At 72.0% G+C, this 15282-nt stretch carries 17 protein-coding genes; 9 read left to right on the forward strand and 8 right to left on the reverse strand.

Annotated elements, in window-relative coordinates:
• Window positions 1–16 precede the first annotated feature (16 nt).
• Both ACXNSR_RS22315 and ACXNSR_RS22320 read right to left on the reverse strand, forming a co-directional pair.
• Window positions 17–778 (reverse strand): DUF3558 domain-containing protein, encoded by a 762-nt coding sequence (locus tag ACXNSR_RS22315; RefSeq protein WP_458637292.1) that lies wholly within the window; start codon window positions 776–778, stop codon window positions 17–19.
• A 115-nt stretch (window positions 779–893) separates the two neighbouring features.
• Window positions 894–1736 carry a DUF3558 domain-containing protein gene (locus ACXNSR_RS22320; protein ID WP_458637293.1) on the reverse strand — a complete coding sequence of 281 codons (843 nt, stop codon included), beginning with the start codon at window positions 1734–1736 and terminating at the stop codon, window positions 894–896.
• Between the two features lie 191 nt (window positions 1737–1927).
• On the opposite strand from ACXNSR_RS22320, the gene ACXNSR_RS22325 reads away from it, so the two are divergent.
• Complete coding sequence (locus ACXNSR_RS22325) at window positions 1928–3121, forward strand: RtcB family protein (RefSeq protein WP_458637294.1); 1194 nt, start codon at window positions 1928–1930, stop codon at window positions 3119–3121.
• A 74-nt stretch (window positions 3122–3195) separates the two neighbouring features.
• Here the strand turns inward: ACXNSR_RS22325 and ACXNSR_RS22330 are convergent, their stop codons facing one another.
• Window positions 3196–4014 carry an LAGLIDADG family homing endonuclease gene (locus ACXNSR_RS22330; RefSeq protein ID WP_458637295.1) on the reverse strand — a complete coding sequence of 273 codons (819 nt, stop codon included), beginning with the start codon at window positions 4012–4014 and terminating at the stop codon, window positions 3196–3198.
• Window positions 4015–4304: 290 nt separating this feature from the next.
• Here ACXNSR_RS22330 and ACXNSR_RS22335 point away from each other — a divergent pair, with 290 nt between their 5' ends.
• Window positions 4305–4976 carry a polysaccharide deacetylase family protein gene (locus tag ACXNSR_RS22335; RefSeq protein WP_458637296.1) on the forward strand — a complete coding sequence of 224 codons (672 nt, stop codon included), beginning with the start codon at window positions 4305–4307 and terminating at the stop codon, window positions 4974–4976.
• Here ACXNSR_RS22335 and ACXNSR_RS22340 read toward each other — a convergent pair.
• Window positions 4973–5746, reverse strand: a complete 774-nt coding sequence (locus tag ACXNSR_RS22340; protein ID WP_458637297.1) for an SDR family NAD(P)-dependent oxidoreductase — start codon at window positions 5744–5746, stop codon at window positions 4973–4975. The two genes, ACXNSR_RS22335 and ACXNSR_RS22340, sit on opposite strands and share 4 nt — an antisense overlap.
• A gap of 230 nt (window positions 5747–5976) precedes the next feature.
• Between ACXNSR_RS22340 and ACXNSR_RS22345 the strand changes: the two genes are divergently transcribed.
• Complete coding sequence (locus tag ACXNSR_RS22345) at window positions 5977–6456, forward strand: hypothetical protein (protein WP_458637298.1); 480 nt, start codon at window positions 5977–5979, stop codon at window positions 6454–6456.
• 6 nt (window positions 6457–6462) lie between these two features.
• Here the strand turns inward: ACXNSR_RS22345 and ACXNSR_RS22350 are convergent, their stop codons facing one another.
• Together ACXNSR_RS22350 and ACXNSR_RS22355 are read right to left on the reverse strand one after the other, a co-directional pair.
• Complete coding sequence (locus ACXNSR_RS22350) at window positions 6463–7191, reverse strand: Mut7-C RNAse domain-containing protein (protein WP_458637299.1); 729 nt, start codon at window positions 7189–7191, stop codon at window positions 6463–6465.
• A 54-nt stretch (window positions 7192–7245) separates the two neighbouring features.
• Window positions 7246–7662, reverse strand: a complete 417-nt coding sequence (locus ACXNSR_RS22355) for a winged helix-turn-helix transcriptional regulator (protein WP_458637300.1) — start codon at window positions 7660–7662, stop codon at window positions 7246–7248.
• A 168-nt stretch (window positions 7663–7830) separates the two neighbouring features.
• Here ACXNSR_RS22355 and ACXNSR_RS22360 point away from each other — a divergent pair, with 168 nt between their 5' ends.
• Entirely contained in the window at window positions 7831–8727 is an 897-nt protein-coding gene (locus tag ACXNSR_RS22360) for an NADP-dependent oxidoreductase (protein ID WP_458643362.1), read from the forward strand.
• On the opposite strand, the gene ACXNSR_RS22365 is transcribed toward ACXNSR_RS22360, so the two are convergent.
• Window positions 8711–9307 carry a GNAT family N-acetyltransferase gene (locus ACXNSR_RS22365; RefSeq protein ID WP_458637301.1) on the reverse strand — a complete coding sequence of 199 codons (597 nt, stop codon included), beginning with the start codon at window positions 9305–9307 and terminating at the stop codon, window positions 8711–8713. The two genes, ACXNSR_RS22360 and ACXNSR_RS22365, sit on opposite strands and share 17 nt — an antisense overlap.
• 415 nt (window positions 9308–9722) lie before the next feature.
• Between ACXNSR_RS22365 and ACXNSR_RS22370 the strand changes: the two genes are divergently transcribed.
• The 5 genes from ACXNSR_RS22370 (at window position 9723) to ACXNSR_RS22390 (ending at window position 14602) form a co-directional block, all read left to right on the forward strand.
• Window positions 9723–10106 (forward strand): hypothetical protein, encoded by a 384-nt coding sequence (locus ACXNSR_RS22370; RefSeq protein ID WP_458637302.1) that lies wholly within the window; start codon window positions 9723–9725, stop codon window positions 10104–10106.
• Between the two features lie 92 nt (window positions 10107–10198).
• Complete coding sequence (locus ACXNSR_RS22375; protein WP_458637303.1) at window positions 10199–11122, forward strand: hypothetical protein; 924 nt, start codon at window positions 10199–10201, stop codon at window positions 11120–11122.
• Window positions 11123–11129: 7 nt separating this feature from the next.
• Window positions 11130–12683 carry a peptidoglycan-binding domain-containing protein gene (locus tag ACXNSR_RS22380; RefSeq protein ID WP_458637304.1) on the forward strand — a complete coding sequence of 518 codons (1554 nt, stop codon included), beginning with the start codon at window positions 11130–11132 and terminating at the stop codon, window positions 12681–12683.
• Window positions 12676–13374, forward strand: coding sequence for an ABC transporter ATP-binding protein (locus ACXNSR_RS22385; protein ID WP_458637305.1), 699 nt, complete (start codon window positions 12676–12678; stop codon window positions 13372–13374). The genes ACXNSR_RS22380 and ACXNSR_RS22385 overlap by 8 nt, the downstream gene beginning before the upstream one ends.
• Entirely contained in the window at window positions 13364–14602 is a 1239-nt protein-coding gene (locus ACXNSR_RS22390; protein ID WP_458637306.1) for an ABC transporter permease, read from the forward strand. The genes ACXNSR_RS22385 and ACXNSR_RS22390 overlap by 11 nt, the downstream gene beginning before the upstream one ends.
• Window positions 14603–14633: 31 nt before the next feature.
• Here the strand turns inward: ACXNSR_RS22390 and ACXNSR_RS22395 are convergent, their stop codons facing one another.
• A complete protein-coding gene (locus ACXNSR_RS22395) occupies window positions 14634–15242 on the reverse strand; it encodes a hypothetical protein (protein ID WP_458637307.1) in 609 nt (202 codons plus the stop codon).
• Window positions 15243–15282: the final 40 nt, after the last annotated feature.

Genomic DNA, 15282 nt, shown 5'->3' on the forward strand with positions numbered 1-15282 from the left:
CGACCCGCACCCGTCCCTACTGGGGCTGCGGGGACTGCGACTGCTCCGCCGGCGCCTTGTTGGCCGCGCCCACCGAGGTCACGGCCTCCTTGGCCGCCGTGATCGCGTCCTGGAGCAGCTTCGCCTGGTCCGGCGCGCCGGCCCCCTCGTACGCGGCACCGTTGTAGTCGAGCCGGATGACCACGTTCTGGGCGCGCGCCACGATCGAGGTGTTGTAGGAGTCGACGTCCTTCTTCGTCTTGTAGACCACCGACGTCGCCTGGTCGCCGGTCTCGGCCACCGCCTCCGTCTTCGGGTCCTGCGCGCCCTCCTCGGTCTTCGCCGTCTCGACCTCCTTGTTGTACTGCTCCTCCGCACGCTTGTTGGCGTCGCCCAGGGTGGCGTGCGAGTCGTAGCGGAAGAAGGAGAGCGAGAGCCAGCGGTACTGCGAGCCCTTCAGGCCGTCCTCGTCCAGACCGTTCCAGGAGCAGCTGGCACGGGAGGCCAGGTCGTTCGACTTGGTCGCCGTCCCGTTCTTGTCCTTCGCCTCCGGGACGAGCGTGTCTATCGTCGCCGTCGCCAGCGCCTTGCAGGGATCCGGGAGCGTGGCGAACGCCGCCTTCTCCAGAACCTTGGAGGACTTCGGGTTGGGCTTGGCCGACGAGGACGAACCGGACTTCTTCTCGCCGTTCGAGCTCGTGTCCTTGCCCGAGTCGGACGAACACCCGGCGACGGTGAGGATCACCGGGACGGCTGCGCAGGCGAGAACGCGGGTGAGGCGCGAGGCTGATCGGTGCATGGTTCCTTCAGTACGTTTGTCGGTTGTTCTTCGGACGCGGGACCCGGGCAACGGTAGCCCGACCGGGTACCCGCCTGCTGTGCGCGCCATCACGCGACGGCGTGGCGCGCACCGCTCATTCGCTGAAACGCTCGGCCAGGGCCTGAGCCAACTGCCTTGCCCTGTCCTGGGTTTCGGTGCTCGGAGGGACCGTGCCGGGCAGTGCGGGCTGCACGCTGTACTCGATGGTGACGATCACGTTCGAGGTGCGGAACACAATGCGCACGGTGCGGGACTGCGCGGCGCTCGCCCCGGCGGGGCTGAGCTTGTCCTCCAGGAAGGCGTCGCTGCCGAGGCCCTCCAGGACGCGTGATCCGAGCTCGACCGGCGCCGACGGGCTCGCGGCCGGGGACGCCGGCGCCCCGGGGGCGGGCGCGCTCTGCGTCGGGGCCGCCGGGTTGGCGGCGGGGGTGGGGGCCGCCGGGGTGGGGCTCGCGGTCGGGCCGGGGAAGGGCAGCTTCGCGTCGGTGAGCCGGCGTACGTAGACCTGCTTGGCCTTGTCGTCGTCGCTGGTGGCGGTCCGGTCGTACGAGACCACGCGCTCGAAGCCGACCGCCAGCAGCCGCGTCTCCTCGGGGCTCTGCCCGGTCCAGCGGCAGCCGACGTGCCGGTCGCCGTCGTACGAGGCGTCCGCGACGCCGGCGTACATCTGGTCCCGCTGCTCGGGGGTGAGGCTGTCCCCGGCCGGGAGCATGCCCTTGAGCTTCTTGCTGTCGGCGGCGGCCCTGCAGGGCGCGGGCAGACTGCGGTACTTCCCCGGCTGGGCGGGCGCGGCGGAGCTGCCGCCGGCCTTCGAGTCGCTGGTGCTTCCGCCGTTGCTCCCGCCGGTGCACCCGGTCAGACCGGCCGCCCCGGCGGCGAGCGCGGTGAGCATCGCGATGCCTGGCAGGACTCGCCCCCGTACCGCCTTGCGCTGCACGTCCACTGGCTCCCTTCGACCGGCGGGCCCCCCGACGGTCAGGAAAATGCGTTGCCGCGACTTGGGCGCGGCTGGACACAATGTCTATCGCACACGCTGGTGCTGGCGCCGGTCCCCTGTCGTATTTGGGATCAAGAGCGAGGCTTTTGCGCATTCTGACTTTTCTGTGATTTTCGGGGGATTGATTCCTTATGTCGTATGTAGAGGTACCCGGGGCAAAGATCCCGATCCGGATGTGGACCGACCCGGCGTCGGTCGAGGACAGCGCGATGCAGCAGCTGCGCAACGTCGCCACCCTCCCCTGGATCAAGGGTCTGGCCGTCATGCCGGACGTCCACTACGGCAAGGGAGCCACCGTCGGCTCGGTCATCGCCATGAAGGACGCGGTCTGCCCGGCGGCGGTGGGCGTGGACATCGGCTGCGGAATGTCGGCGGTGAAGACGTCCCTGACGGCGAACGACCTTCCGGGGGACCTGTCGGGGCTGCGCTCGAAGATCGAGCGGGCGATCCCGGTGGGGGCTGGGATGCACCGCGAGGCGGTGGACCCGTCGCGGCTGTACGGATTCACGGATGCGGGCTTCGGGGACCTGTGGGAGCGCTTCGACTACGTCGCGGACGCGGTGAAGTTCCGGCGGGACCGAGCGATGCGGCAAATGGGAACCCTTGGCCAAGGAAATCACTTTTGCGAAGTATGTATCGATTCGTCCGGTTCGGTGTGGCTCATGCTGCACTCGGGATCGCGGAACATCGGCAACGAGCTCGCTGCCTTCCACATCGACGTGGCCCGCGGACTCTCGCACAACCAAGGACTCGTGGACCGGGACCTCGCGGTCTTCCTCGCGGCCACGCCGGAGATGGAGGCGTACCGCAACGACCTCTTCTGGGCTCAGGAGTACGCGAAGTACAACCGCGCCGTGATGATGAGCCTGTTCAAGGAGGTGTTCCGGAAGGAGTTCCGGAAGGCGAAGGTCTCCTTCGACCGGGAGATCAGCTGCCACCACAACTACGTGGCGGAGGAGCGGTACGACGGCATGGACCTGCTGGTCACCCGTAAGGGCGCGATCCGCGCCGGCAGCGGTGACTACGGGATCATCCCGGGCTCCATGGGCACGGGCTCGTACATCGTGAAGGGTCTCGGCAACGAGAAGTCCTTCAACTCGGCCTCGCACGGCGCGGGCCGGAAGATGAGCCGGACGGCGGCGAAGAAGCGGTTCTCGGCGCGTGACCTGGCGGAGCAGACCAAGGGCGTCGAGTGCCGCAAGGACTCGGGCGTCGTGGACGAGATTCCGGGCGCGTACAAGTCCATCGAGCAGGTCATCGACCAGCAGACCGACCTGGTGCAGGTCGTGGCCAAGCTCAAGCAGGTCATCTGCATCAAGGGCTGAGGCCCGGGCGCGGATGTCGGGGGAGTGGAGGGGCCCGGGTCGTGATCGGCCCGGGCCCCTCCGCGTCGTCTTGCTCAGGCTTTGCCGGTCCGCAGGCGCCAGAGGCGCATCGAGCAACTCTGCTCGGTCCTGTCGAGGGCGATCCCGGCCGCTGCGGGGTCGTTCAACCGCAGTAGGGTCTCGTCGTCCTTCGGGGTCCAGCGGCGGCGGGGCGGGGCGACTCGCATGTCAGCCGGTCGGAGCCAGCCGCGAATTTCGGCTGCCTTGGCCTTCTTGCGCTCCAGACCCAGGCAGCCGTCGTAGTACAGGTGCACGGCCAGCTCGATCGCCGCTTCCTTGGTGTAGAGGACGTTGTAGATCCCGTCGCGGGCATTGCGTTTGATGGTCCGCTCCGCTCCGGTGACCTTCTTGGCGTAGTGGCAGAGGTAGGCGCCGATCGCCGTGCTGGCGGTGGTGAGTGAGACGAACGGGAGGCCCTTGCCCGTGTAGCCGACGGATCCGTCGGCGTCGATGATCCCTCGAAGGTAGTCGCGGCGGGAGAACTCCACGCGGGGCGGCTTGATCGTCCTCGACTTGCGCCCATAGGGCATGCCAAGCCGGTTGATCGTGCTCCGGGCTTCGAGGGAGCAGAGGCTCCACGTTGCGGAAGGGTGGCACTCGGCGAAGTTCGTGCTCCTGACGCGCTCCGTGATGGAGCTGAAGTAGGGCGTGAGCTGCTGGAACTCGCGGAGGATGTGGATGTCCCGTGCGTTGATCTCGGCGGTGAGCTTGCCCTTCTGCCCCGCGCCCTGCGCGAGGTGCCCATCGGCCTGGAGGAAGCCGAACATGTAGGCGTAGCGGGGGTCGGTGAGGTCCATGAAGCGCGCGGCGGCGCTAAGGTCCTGTTCAGCCATGAGGAAGGCCTTTCTTCCCTGTTGGTGAGGCCCTCGCCCGGGACTGCCATCCCGGGCGGGGGCCGTTCGCGTTGCGGCTGAACTTAGGTGCGGATTCCTGGCGGGCCTGGCCGATCCCCCGATGATCGCTCGAACGTGTGACGGAATTTCACATTGCGCCGCGTGCGCGTAGCCGTGCCCGCCGACATTCCGTGCGTATCACCCGTACGGGCTCCAGGGATGCGGGGCGTCAACTTCCGCTTGGGGCAGGAGGGTTGACCCGCGAGATGGTCTAGACCAAGGTGTGCCGCATGTGGAGATCCCGCGTGCTGACCGCCGCGCTCGTGTCGTTGTCGCTCGTTCTCGGGGCCGTCGGGTCCGCCCGGGCGAAGGCCGGGCTGCCGCCCGTCGTGTCGCATGTGCCGACCCGGGAGAAGGTCGTCTTCATCACCGTCGACGACGGCTGGAACCACGATCCCGGCGCGGCCCGGATCCTGCTGGAGAAGCGGGTGCCCGCCTCGTTGTTCCTGCTGCCCGGGGCGATCTCGTACGACACCGCCTACTTCACCCGGCTCACGGAGGAAGGGCGGGTCACCGTCGAGAACCACACCGTCAGCCACCCGGACCTCACGACGCTCGACGCGGCCGGCAAGGACGCCGAGGTGTGCGGGGCCGGGGAGCGGCTGCAGGCGGCCTTCGGGCGGACGCCGAAGCTGCTGCGGCCGCCGTACGGGGCGGTGAACGACGACGTGCGGCTCGCGGCCAAGGCGTGCGGGGTGAAGGCGCTGGTCACCTGGACGCACGACTTCACCACCTGGGGCGAGACCCCGCCCACGCCGCGGCTGCAGGCCGGGGACATCGTGCTGCTGCACTTCACGCCGACCCTGGAGGCGGACCTGCGGCGGGCCCTGGACGCGGCGAGGGCCGCCGGGCTGAAGCCGGCGGCCCTCATGCCGCACCTGAAGGCGGCGGGAGTCCTTTAGAGCTCGCGGTGGACCTTGGTGTTCGAGGCCTGGGCGCGGGGGCGGACCACCAGGAGGTCGATGTTGACGTGGCTGGGGCGGGTCACGGCCCAGGTGATGGTGTCGGCCACGTCGTCGGCGGACAGGGGCTGTGCGACGCCCGCGTAGACCTTCTCGGCCTTCTCCGCGTCGCCGCGGAAGCGGGTCTTCGCGAACTCCTCGGTCTTGACCATGCCCGGGGCGATCTCGATGACGCGTACGGGCTGGCCGACGATCTCCAGTCGGAGGGTCTCGGCGAGGACGCGGGCGCCGTTCTTGGCGGCGACGTAGCCGGCTCCGCCCTCGTACGTGGCGTGCCCGGCGGTGGAGGAGAGGACCACGACCGTGCCGTCGCCGGAGGCGGTGAGGGCGGGGAGCAGGGCCTGGGTGACGTGGAGCGTGCCGATGACGTTGACCTCGTACATCGTGCGCCAGTCGGCGGGGTCGCCGGTGGCGACGGGCTCGGCTCCGATGGCGCCGCCGGCGTTGTTGACGAGTACGTCGACGGAGGGGAAGCGGTCCAGGGAGGCGGCGAAGGCGTCGACGGCGGCGCGGTCGGTGACGTCGAGGGCGTGCGCGGTGGCCTGGTGGCCGGCCTCGGTGAGCTCGGCGGCGAGGGCCTCGATGCGGTCCTTGCGGCGGGCGGTGAGGACGACGTGGTAGCCGGCTGCGGCGAGCTGCCGGGCGGTGGCCGCGCCGATGCCGCTGCTCGCGCCGGTGACTACGGCGGTTCGGGTGGCGGCCGTGCTCATGTGCGGGCTCCTCGGTCGTTCGTGGGTCGTTCGTACGGGCGATTCCCCGCCAGCATAGGCGCGGCCCGGCGGCCGCGCGGGGCGTGCGTGACGGCTCGGGGGTGTGCACGGCAGATGGGGGTGGGCGCGCCCTCGTTCGTGTGATGGTCCGACCGGTCGGGGGCGTGGGTGGCTAGCCTCCGCGCGAGGAGGTGGTGTCGGTGCGCCGTGGTGCCGTACGAGGTGTGGTGGTGGCGGGCTTGCTGGCGCTCGGCGCGGGTGTCCCCGGGTCGGCCCAGGCGTCGGCCCCGGTGTCGGACCGGGCGCCGGTGCCGGCGTGGGACGGGCCGGAGGCCGATGTGGCCTACCACGGCCGGGTGGCCCTGTCGGGGGCGCGGCTGCGGATCTGGCTGGTTCCGGAGAACGACGGCCCCGCCGCGCTGCCGAACGCGACGGTGCGGGTGCGGTTGTCGGCGGAGCTCGCGGACCGGCAGGAGCTGGCGGAGGGCTGCGCGCGGGCGGGGCTGCGCGAGGTGGTGTGCGAGACGGGGCCGCTGCCGTTGCACGGGCGGGGCCGGCACATCGGGCTGCGGCTGGAGCTGCGGGAGCAGGAGCCGGAGGTGGCGGTGCGGGTCGACACGTGGTGGAACGGTGGTGCGACGGACCGCAACCGCACCAACAACGAGCACGTGGTGCTGGCGCTGGACACGGGTGACGCCTACGCCTTCTAGGGGGCGTCAGGCCGTGCCGAACTCCACGAGGGCCTCGTCGACGATCCGTTCGAGGCGGGCGTGGTGGGCGCCGCGCCAGTAGACGCGCTCGCACTCGCCGCACTGCGCGAACACGTCGTAGGAGCGGTGCGTGCCGTGTTCCAGGCGGTCGCCGACGCTCTCCTTGTCGGCCTCGTGGAGCGGGCCGTTGCAGGCGGTGCAGCGGGTCCATGGTGCGAGGGCGGGCGCGAAGCGGCCGAGTACGTCGCGCAGTTGCTCGTCGGGGTTGTCGCTGTAGATGTACGCGCCGGCGAACAGCTCGCGGCGGCGCAGGAGTCCGCGGTCGCGGGAGAGCAGTACGCGCTGTTCGGCCGCGGAGCGGGTGGCGAGGGCGGGGTCGCCGATGTCCTCGTTCTCGTAGGCGGCGTCGACGCCGAGCAGGCGCAGGCGGCGGGCGAGGGTGCCGAGGTGGACGTCGAGGAGGAAGCGGAGGGGGGCGCCGGGGACCTGCTGGGGTCGTTCGACGCCGTACACCTCGACGTTCTGGCCGTTGCGGGGCACGTAGGAGACGGGTACCTCGTGGCCGTCGACGAGGAGGCGGCCGACCTCGGTGAGCGGGACGCCGGCCGATTCGACGACGTGGCCGAGGCTGGAGGCGCCGTCGGTCGCGGTCGGTACGCGGTCGGCGCGCCGGCTGGGCGGGGCGAAGAGGCGCAGTTCGGGGGCGAGGGTGAGCTGAATGCCGGGTCCGTTCACCCGCTCAGCATGCCATTTCCGGTGTGGTGGCCGCGGCCGAATTACGGGGTCGAATTACGGGGTCGCGGTGGCCTGGTCGTAGGTGTCGCGGTGGGTGCTGACCTCGTCGAAGTGGTTCTCGGCCCAGAGCTTCACGGACGACAGGAGGCAGCCGAGGCTGCTGCCGAGGTCGGTGAGCCGGTAGTCGACGCGGGCGGGGACGGTGGGGGTGACGGTGCGGGTGACGAGGCCGTCGCGTTCGAGGGAGCGCAGGGTCTGGGTGAGCATCTTCTGGCTGACGCCGGGGATCTTGCGGCCGAGGTCGCTGTAGCGCATGGAGCGGTTCTCGGCCTGGCCGAGGGCGCTGACGATGAGGCCGACCCATTTGTCGCTGATGCGGGCCAGGAGCTGGCTGGTGGGGCATTCCTTGAGGAAGGCGTCGTAGGCGGTACGGGCTTCCTCGCGGCGGGCCGCGGCGGTGCTGGTGGCCATGGGTGCCCCACTTCCGGGTCGGGTACGCACCTCGGAGTGCGTACTTACGAAAAGAGAGTACCTCTCCTTAAGTTAGTGCTCATCGGGAACGCGACAACGCGTGAGAACACGCGAGAACGCACGAGAACGCACGAGCGAACGGGAGAGACGAAGATGAGCGAGCAGACGATGCTGGCGGCCGTGGTGACCGGGTTCGGCGGCCCGGAGCGGGTCGAACTGGCCGAGGTCCCTGCGCCCCGCCCCGCCGCCGGCCAGCTCCGCATCAAGGTCACCGCCGCCGGGCTCAACCCGGTGGACGGCGCGGTCGTCGCCGGGGTCTTCGGCGGCGCCGGGCAGCGGCTCGGCCTCGGCTGGGACGTGTCCGGGGAGATCGACGAGATCGGCGCCGGGGTGACCGGCCGGCGCATCGGCGACCGGGTCGTGGGCCTGCACTACGGGCAGGTGAAGCCGCTCGGCACGCACGCGCAGTACGTGGTCGTCGACGCCGCCGCCGTCGCGTCCGCCCCGGCCACCGTGGACGCGGTGACCGCGGCCGGGCTCCCGCTCGCCGGCCTCACCGCCGCCCGCGCCGTGGACCTGCTCGGGCTCGCCCCCGGCTCCACGGTGCTGATCACCGGAGCCGCGGGCGTCGTCGGCGGCCTGGCCGTCCAGCTCGCCGTGCGGGCCGGCCTGGAGGTGACGGCCCTGGCGGGCGCCGAGGACGAGGAGTTCGTACGGTCCCTGGGCGCGACCGGGTTCGTCCCGCGCGGCGAGGCTCCGGCCGGGCCCGTGGACGGGGTTCTGGACGCGGCGGTACTGGGCGGGGCCGCGCTGGGCGCCGTGCGCGACGGCGGGGTCTACGTGGGCCTGATCCCGCACCACGCTCCGGCCGCGGAGCGCGGTGTGCGGGTCGTGGAGCAGGAGGTCGCGGCGGACGGGGCGCACCTGGCCCGCCTGGTGGCCCTGGTCGACGAGGGGGCGCTCACCCTGCGGGTCGCGGAGACCTTCCCGCTCGGCGAGGCGGCCGAGGCGCACGCCCGCCTGGCGACGCCCGGGGTCCGCGGCCGCATCATCCTGACGGTGTGAGGCCGCCCTGCGCACGCCCCACCCGGTAGCGCCAGTCGCGGCTCGGGTGGGGCACGCCGGGCGGGTACTCGAAGTCGACCTCGCCCAGGCAGGTGAAGCCGGCCCGTCGGCACACCGCGTTGGACGCGGGGTGGTCGGTGCCGGGGAAGGCGTGCACGCTGTCGCGGGTGCCGTGGGCGCGGACGTACGCCAGGAGCTCCGTGAGCGCCGCCACCGCCAGGCCGTGGCCCTGGAACTCGGGCAGGATGCCCCAGCCGGCCTCGTAGACCGGCTCGCCCCGCCACTCGCGTTCCCAGAAGCCGACGGAGCCGACGCTCTCGGCGCGTCCGCCGTCGATGTCGCCGCCGTCGTGCCCGTCGCCGTCGGCGGGGGTTGTCCCGGCCGGGGTCCGCACGACGCGGAACATCCGGCCCGCGGCCGGCTCCCGCGCGCTCAGGGCCTCGTAGCGCCGCTGCCGGTCGGCGAGCTTCGCGGCCGGCTCCGGGCCGCCCAGGAACCGGGTCATGGCCGGTTCGTTCTTGCGCTCCAGCAGCCAGAAGTCCCCGGCGGACCAGGGCTCCAGCCGTACTCGGGTCTCCATCGGGCCACTCTAGGGAGGCGCGGGCCGCCGCTCCACGGGTTTCGGCCTCGGCGGCGCGGCGCAGGTCGTGAACGCGTCTATTTTCAGGCCGTGTTCGGGTTCATCCGGACCGCGCGCATCCGGGTGGCGCGGCTCCGGCGGCGCTCCGCCGCCCCCTCCCGGTACCCGTGGGGCTGACCTGCGCCGACCCCTGATTTCCCGGCGGGTGCCGGTGTGCCGGAATGGTGGATTCGCGCATCGGGAATCGATCAGTGAATGATCAATTCCAATCATCAACAGCCGCTCTGATAAAGGCAATTGACCTTTTGTTTCCGGTGGGCGTGGCCTAGCCTGATCTCAGCCGACCGGGGGGAAGGGCTTCGGCTGCCCTGCCCTCTCACTGCATCAGTCACCACCCGACTAGGGGGAGTCACGAGTGCTCAGTAAGAGGATTTCGGCCGGATTCATCGCGATGGCGGCCGTGGCCGGCGTCATCGCCGCGGCGCCGTCCGCAGCGGCCGTGGACCGTACGTGTTACGACGGCAACTTCTGCATCTACAAGGACAGCAACTACAGCACCAACAACTCGATGTACCGGACGAAGTACGAGTCCGCCCGCTGGGACATCGACATGCCGGCCGTCTACGAGGCCGACAGCTCCTGGTGGAACCGGCGCGGTCAGTCGTCCAAGACCTACGGGGGTCGCTGGATGACGTGGGGCGTGGAGATCTGCCTCGTCCCGGGTGGTTCCGTGAACTACTACTGGGACGCCAACGACGACGGCGCGAGCAACACCCTGAACGACGGCAACGGCTGCTGATCACCGCCTGAAGGCTGGGTCGCCCCGCATCGCGGAGGCGGCCCGGCCGCACCTCCAAGAGGACACGGACATTGAAGAAGCGCACCCGGTGTATGACGGCGATCGCGGTGACGGTGCTGCTGGGCGCGGCCGCCTCCGCCTGCTCGGAGGAAGCCCCGCAGGACATGGAGACGGCCCGCAGGGCGCAGACGGCCCTCGACAGCGCCAACGCGGCGCTGGACCAGGAGCGTGACGCGGAGTCCAAACTGATCCGCAAGTGCATGAACGACAAGGGCTTCAAGGTCTTCCCGGCGAACGGCACCGCCACCAACAGCGGCAAGAAGCGCAGCGACGACCTCTCCCCGTCGGCCGAGACCGCGCGCAGCGTGGGCTACGGGGCGGACCCGCGCAGGTCGGACAACCAGAAGGCCCAGGAGGGCCCGGACGACTTCGACGCGCTGCCCGAGGACGTCAAGCGGGCCCACAGCATGGCCATGGACGGGTACGTCGACAAGCCCGAGGGCGGTGTGGAGTTCGACTTCGGAGGCGGCAAGGTCATGGTGCCCTCGAAAGGCTGCCGCGGTGAAACGCTCAAGGCCGTGTACGGGGACGTGAAGGAGTACCTCCGGCTCAACTGGACGGTCTACAACAGCGTCAAGCAGAACAGCGCGCATATCCTCGCCGATGACGACGGATATCAGAAGGCGGTTTCCGAGTGGGCTGCCTGCATGAAGGCCGGCGGATATCCGGAAATCGGGACTCCGGAGAAGGCCAGGGAATCGGCTCTCTCGCATTACTCGAATATTCCCGACGGTGACACCGCGGCGCTCGACAACGCCCAGCGTGCCGAGATCAAGCAGGCCACCACCGATGCCGAGTGCGGCACGAAGGCCGGTCTCAACACCAAGGCGCGGGAGGCCAAGAGCAAGGCCTCGGCCGCTTCGCTGGTGAAGCACGAAGCGGAGATCACGGCGTGGCTGGAACTCATCACGAAGGCCAAGGGCAAGGCCCAGGATCTACTGCGAGAGACGTCCTAATACTGTCATGAGCCTCGAACAAGCCGATGAGACACAGGTGGAGACACAGGTGGACCGGCCGGCCGGCGGGCGGGCGACGGGTGCGCGGCGGAGGTCTCGGCGGGGCCTGGTCGCCGTCGCCGTCGCCGTCGTGCTCTTCGGCGGCTCCGGTTCGGTCTGGTGGATCGCCTCCCAGGCCAGGACCCCGGAGCAGCGTGCCTCGAACGCCGCCGCGCCGCCGCCCTCCCAGATCACGGCGAAGGTCTCCGACCAGCAGCTCGTCGAGCGGATGGACCTGACCGGGAAGGTCGAGACGGCCTCCCGCACCACCATCACCGGTGTCCAGCCGCAGGGCACCAGCCGTGCGGTCGTGACGGCCCTGCCGGCGGCCGCGGGCAAGAGCCTCAAGGCCGGGGCGGTCGTCGCGGAGGTGTCGGGCCGGCCGGTCCTGCTGCTGCCGGGGCGCTTCCCCGCGTACCGGGACCTGAAGGCGGGCGACAAGGGTCCGGACGTGCAGCAACTGCAGCGCGCGCTGCAGCCGTTGTACGGGACGGCGGTGAACGGGACGTACGGCCCGGCCACCGTCGAGGCGGTCCGCAAGCTGTACGCGGCGGCCGGGTACGAGGCGCCCGCGGGGCAGGGGCAGAGCACCACCGGGGGCGGCGGTTCCGGCTCGGGCCCGGACCGCGGGGGCGGCGCGTCCCCGGGCGGCGGCACGGCTCCCCGGGGCGGTGCGGAGACCGACGGCGGCACCGGCGCGGCCCCCGGCACGAACGGCACTGGCAGTACGGGCGGCAACGGCGGCAAGGGCGCTGCGAACGGCACGGGTGGGGCGAGCGCGCCGCCCGCCGCCGGGCCGGCCGGGCCCGGCGAGGTGCTGCCGGCCGCGGAGGTCACGTACGTCGGCGCCCTGCCGGCCACGGTGGTGCAGGTCTCCGCAGCGATCGGCGACGCCGCCGACAAGCCGCTCGTGGTCCTCGGCAGCGGCGGCCGCCAGGTGCGGGCCGCCCTCAGCGCGGACCAGCGCACGCGGCTGCGCGATCTGCCGGCCGACGCGGTCATCCGCTTCGGCACCGGCCCGTACGAGGGCAGGGAGGGCACCCTGGGTTCCCTCACCAGCCCCTCGGACGGCAAGAGCGGCGACCAGCAGGGCAGGAGCGGGGGACAGGACGGCGCGGCCACGGCGGGAACGGGCGCGGCAGCCGGTACCGGCAGTGGCAGCGCCCCGGGCGCCGGGGGCGGCCAGCACGAGGCCCTGTTCGTACCCACCGGTGCGGAGGCCAAGGAGGGCTCGGCCCAGCAGATCAGCGTCGAGCTGCGGCGCAGCCCCAAGGGCGCGCTGACCGTTCCGGTGTCGGCGGTCTGGACCGACCTCGGCGGCTCGTCCACGGTCACCGTCACCGGCACCGGGGGCGGCAAGGAGCGGAACATCCCGGTCGAGGTGCTGTTCACCCATGAGGGCCTCAGCGCGGTCCGCGCGCTCGACGAGAACCTGGCCGTCGGCCAGACGGTCGTCCTCGTCCGCCGCGGCGGCCCGGCGGGCGGCGACTCGGGCGCTGCCCCGGGCGGTGCCGATGACTGAGGACGCCCCGCCCCTGCCCCTGCCCCCGCCCCCCGTCATCGAGATGACCGGCATCGCGAAGACGTATCCGGGACCGCCGCCCGTGCACGCGCTGGCCGACGTCACGCTCGACATCCGGCCCGGCCGGCTCGCGGCCATCGTCGGCCCCTCGGGTTCCGGGAAGTCCACCCTGCTGAGCGTGCTCGGACTGCTCGACGTCCCGACCCGCGGCCGGTACCTGCTGCAGGGCAACGACACCACCGCCCTGTCGGAGCGGGCCCGCACCGCCCTGCGGGCCCAGACGCTCGGCTTCGTCTTCCAGGCCTTCCACCTGGTCCCGCACCTGACCTGCGTGCAGAACGTGGCGCTGCCGCTGGTGCACCTGGGCGTGCCGCGCGCCCAGCGGCGGCCGCAGGCCGTGCGGGCGCTGGAGTCCGTGGGCCTCGGGCACCGGCTCGACGTCAGGCCCACCACCCTCTCCGGCGGGGAACGGCAGCGGGTCGCGGTCGCGCGGGCCATCGTCCACCGGCCCGCCGTCGTCCTGTGCGACGAGCCGACCGGCAACCTGGACACCGCCAACTCGGCCCGCGTGATGGACCTGCTGACGGGACTGGTCGCGCAGGACCGGGCCGTGGTCGTGGTCACGCACGAACCCGATGTCGCGGCCAGGGCCGATCGCGTCTTCAAGGTGGTGGACGGCCGTGTGGCGTAGCCGGAGGAGGGGCAGGCCGCCCGGGCACCCCCGGACGTCGGCGGCGGATCTGCTCGTCCAGGCGTTCCTCGCGCTGTTCGGCCGCCGGTTCCGCACGCTGCTGACCATGGTGGGCATCTCCGTGGGTCTGGCCGCCGCCCTGGCCACGCTCGGCATCACGGCCAGCGCGGCCGGCGCGGTCTCCGACCAGTTCGACGCGCTCAAGGCGACGCGGGTGACGGTCAAGTACCCGTCGGAGCCGGTCGGCGGGGTCCGGCCGCGGCCCGACGGCGGTGACACCCAGCGGGTGCGCGACCTCAACGGCGTCCGCAGCGCCGGTCTGGTCAGCCGGGCCGGCGAGCAGCCGGCCGTGTCGCGGCTGCCCGGTGGCACGGGGAACGATCTGCCCGAGGGCACGGTCATGGCCGCGCAGCCCGAGGCGCTGCTCGCGATGTCGGCCGAGCTCACGCAGGGCCGCTGGTTCGACACGGGGCACGACGCCCGGCGCGAGCGGGTGGCCCTGATCGACACGGCCGCCGCCTCCCGGCTGACCGTGGACGGCGGCGCCGGCAATTCGGTGATCCACGTCAACGGGGTCGCCTTCAGCGTGCTCGGCGTCTTCCGGGCGCCGACCGGCGACACGAACCTGACCGGTTCGGTGGTCATTCCCTACTGGGCCGCTCTGCAGGATCCGGCGGGGCTGGGCTTCGCCCCCGCGGAGATGGTCATCCGTACGGAGCTGGGCGCCGCCGACCAGGTCGGCGACGAGGCCCCCTTCGCCCTGGCCCCGGGCGCCCCGGACAAGCTCGTCGCGCTGGTGCCGCCGGACCCCCGGTCCCTGCGCCACGGGGTCGAGTCGCAGACCCGGGCCCTGTTCCTGGGCCTGGCCGCCGTCTCGCTGGGTGTGGGCGCGCTCGGCGTCAGCAACACCGCGTACGTGTCCGTGCTGGAGCGGCGCTCCGAGATCGGCCTGCGCCGGGCGCTGGGCGCCTCGCGGCGGGCGGTCGCCGGACAGTTCTGCATCGAGAGCGGCCTGGTCGGGCTGGCCGGCGGCGTGGTGGGCACGGTGCTCGGCATCCAGATCACCGCGGTGACCTGCCTGGCCAAGAACTGGCTGGTGGTCCTCGACCCCGTCCTCACCACCGCTGGCCCGCTGGTCGGCCTCGTGGTGGGTCTGGCCGCAGGGCTCTACCCGGCCCTGGCGGCCGCCCGCATCCTCCCCGCCGAAACGCTGCGCGCGGGTGTCTGAGGGCGGCCCGCGCGCCGGGCACCTGCGGCGGTCAGGGCCAGACCAGGCAGTACGGCTGGTGACCGGCCTCGTGGAGGCGGTGGCTGAAGTCCTGCCACTCGTGGAGCAGCTGGTAGACGTTGAAGGCGTCGCTCGGGCCGCCGCGGTCCGGGACCGTGGACCAGATGAAGGCCGCCGCGCCCACCGATTCCTCGCCGATCCCGCGCAGCGGGTCGACCACGGTCATCGGGAGCTTGACCACCGCGTAGTCGGGGTGGAGGACGACCAGCTCCAGCGGGGGCACCTTGTGGAGGGGTATGCCTTCGATGCCGGTCAGGACCATCGCGGCCACCGTCTCCGGCTTGATCTTGGTGAAGAGGCCGCCCATGCCGAGCTCGTCGCCGCCGAGCTCCTCCGGCCGCATCGTGACCGGGACCCGGGCCGCCGTGGCGCCGTCGGGGGCGCCGAAGTACTTGTACGTCACTCCCATGCCGCGGCCCTTGGGCAGGTCCTCGGGCGGGGTCGCCGGCCCGGGGGCGGCGTCGGCCGCCTCCATGCCGTGGCGCCGGTGCTTGCCCCGGCGGCGGGCCTCGCGGGCTTCGCGGGCGCGCTGCGGGTCGAGGCCGTCCGTACCCTCGCCCGGTCCACCACCGCGTTGCATATCTCCACCCGACTGGTCTTGCTCGCCCCGGCCCCGCGGC

It is taken from the genome of Streptomyces sp. NC-S4 (assembly GCF_054353315.1).

Bases quoted from the DNA above. Each gene is read 5' to 3' on its own strand.
- ACXNSR_RS22385 (WP_458637305.1), top strand. From the start codon at position 12,676: ATGACTGAGGACGCCCCGCCCCTGCCCCTGCCCCCGCCCCCCGTCATC.
- ACXNSR_RS22330 (WP_458637295.1), bottom strand. From the start codon at position 4,014: ATGGCTGAACAGGACCTTAGCGCCGCCGCGCGCTTCATGGACCTCACC.
- ACXNSR_RS22340 (WP_458637297.1), bottom strand. From the start codon at position 5,746: ATGAGCACGGCCGCCACCCGAACCGCCGTAGTCACCGGCGCGAGCAGC.
- ACXNSR_RS22395 (WP_458637307.1), bottom strand. From the start codon at position 15,242: ATGCAACGCGGTGGTGGACCGGGCGAGGGTACGGACGGCCTCGACCCG.
- ACXNSR_RS22335 (WP_458637296.1), top strand. From the start codon at position 4,305: ATGTGGAGATCCCGCGTGCTGACCGCCGCGCTCGTGTCGTTGTCGCTC.
- ACXNSR_RS22365 (WP_458637301.1), bottom strand. From the start codon at position 9,307: ATGGAGACCCGAGTACGGCTGGAGCCCTGGTCCGCCGGGGACTTCTGG.
- ACXNSR_RS22315 (WP_458637292.1), bottom strand. From the start codon at position 778: ATGCACCGATCAGCCTCGCGCCTCACCCGCGTTCTCGCCTGCGCAGCC.
- ACXNSR_RS22325 (WP_458637294.1), top strand. From the start codon at position 1,928: ATGTCGTATGTAGAGGTACCCGGGGCAAAGATCCCGATCCGGATGTGG.
- ACXNSR_RS22360 (WP_458643362.1), top strand. From the start codon at position 7,831: ATGCTGGCGGCCGTGGTGACCGGGTTCGGCGGCCCGGAGCGGGTCGAA.
- ACXNSR_RS22375 (WP_458637303.1), top strand. From the start codon at position 10,199: ATGACGGCGATCGCGGTGACGGTGCTGCTGGGCGCGGCCGCCTCCGCC.
- ACXNSR_RS22355 (WP_458637300.1), bottom strand. From the start codon at position 7,662: ATGGCCACCAGCACCGCCGCGGCCCGCCGCGAGGAAGCCCGTACCGCC.
- ACXNSR_RS22380 (WP_458637304.1), top strand. From the start codon at position 11,130: ATGAGCCTCGAACAAGCCGATGAGACACAGGTGGAGACACAGGTGGAC.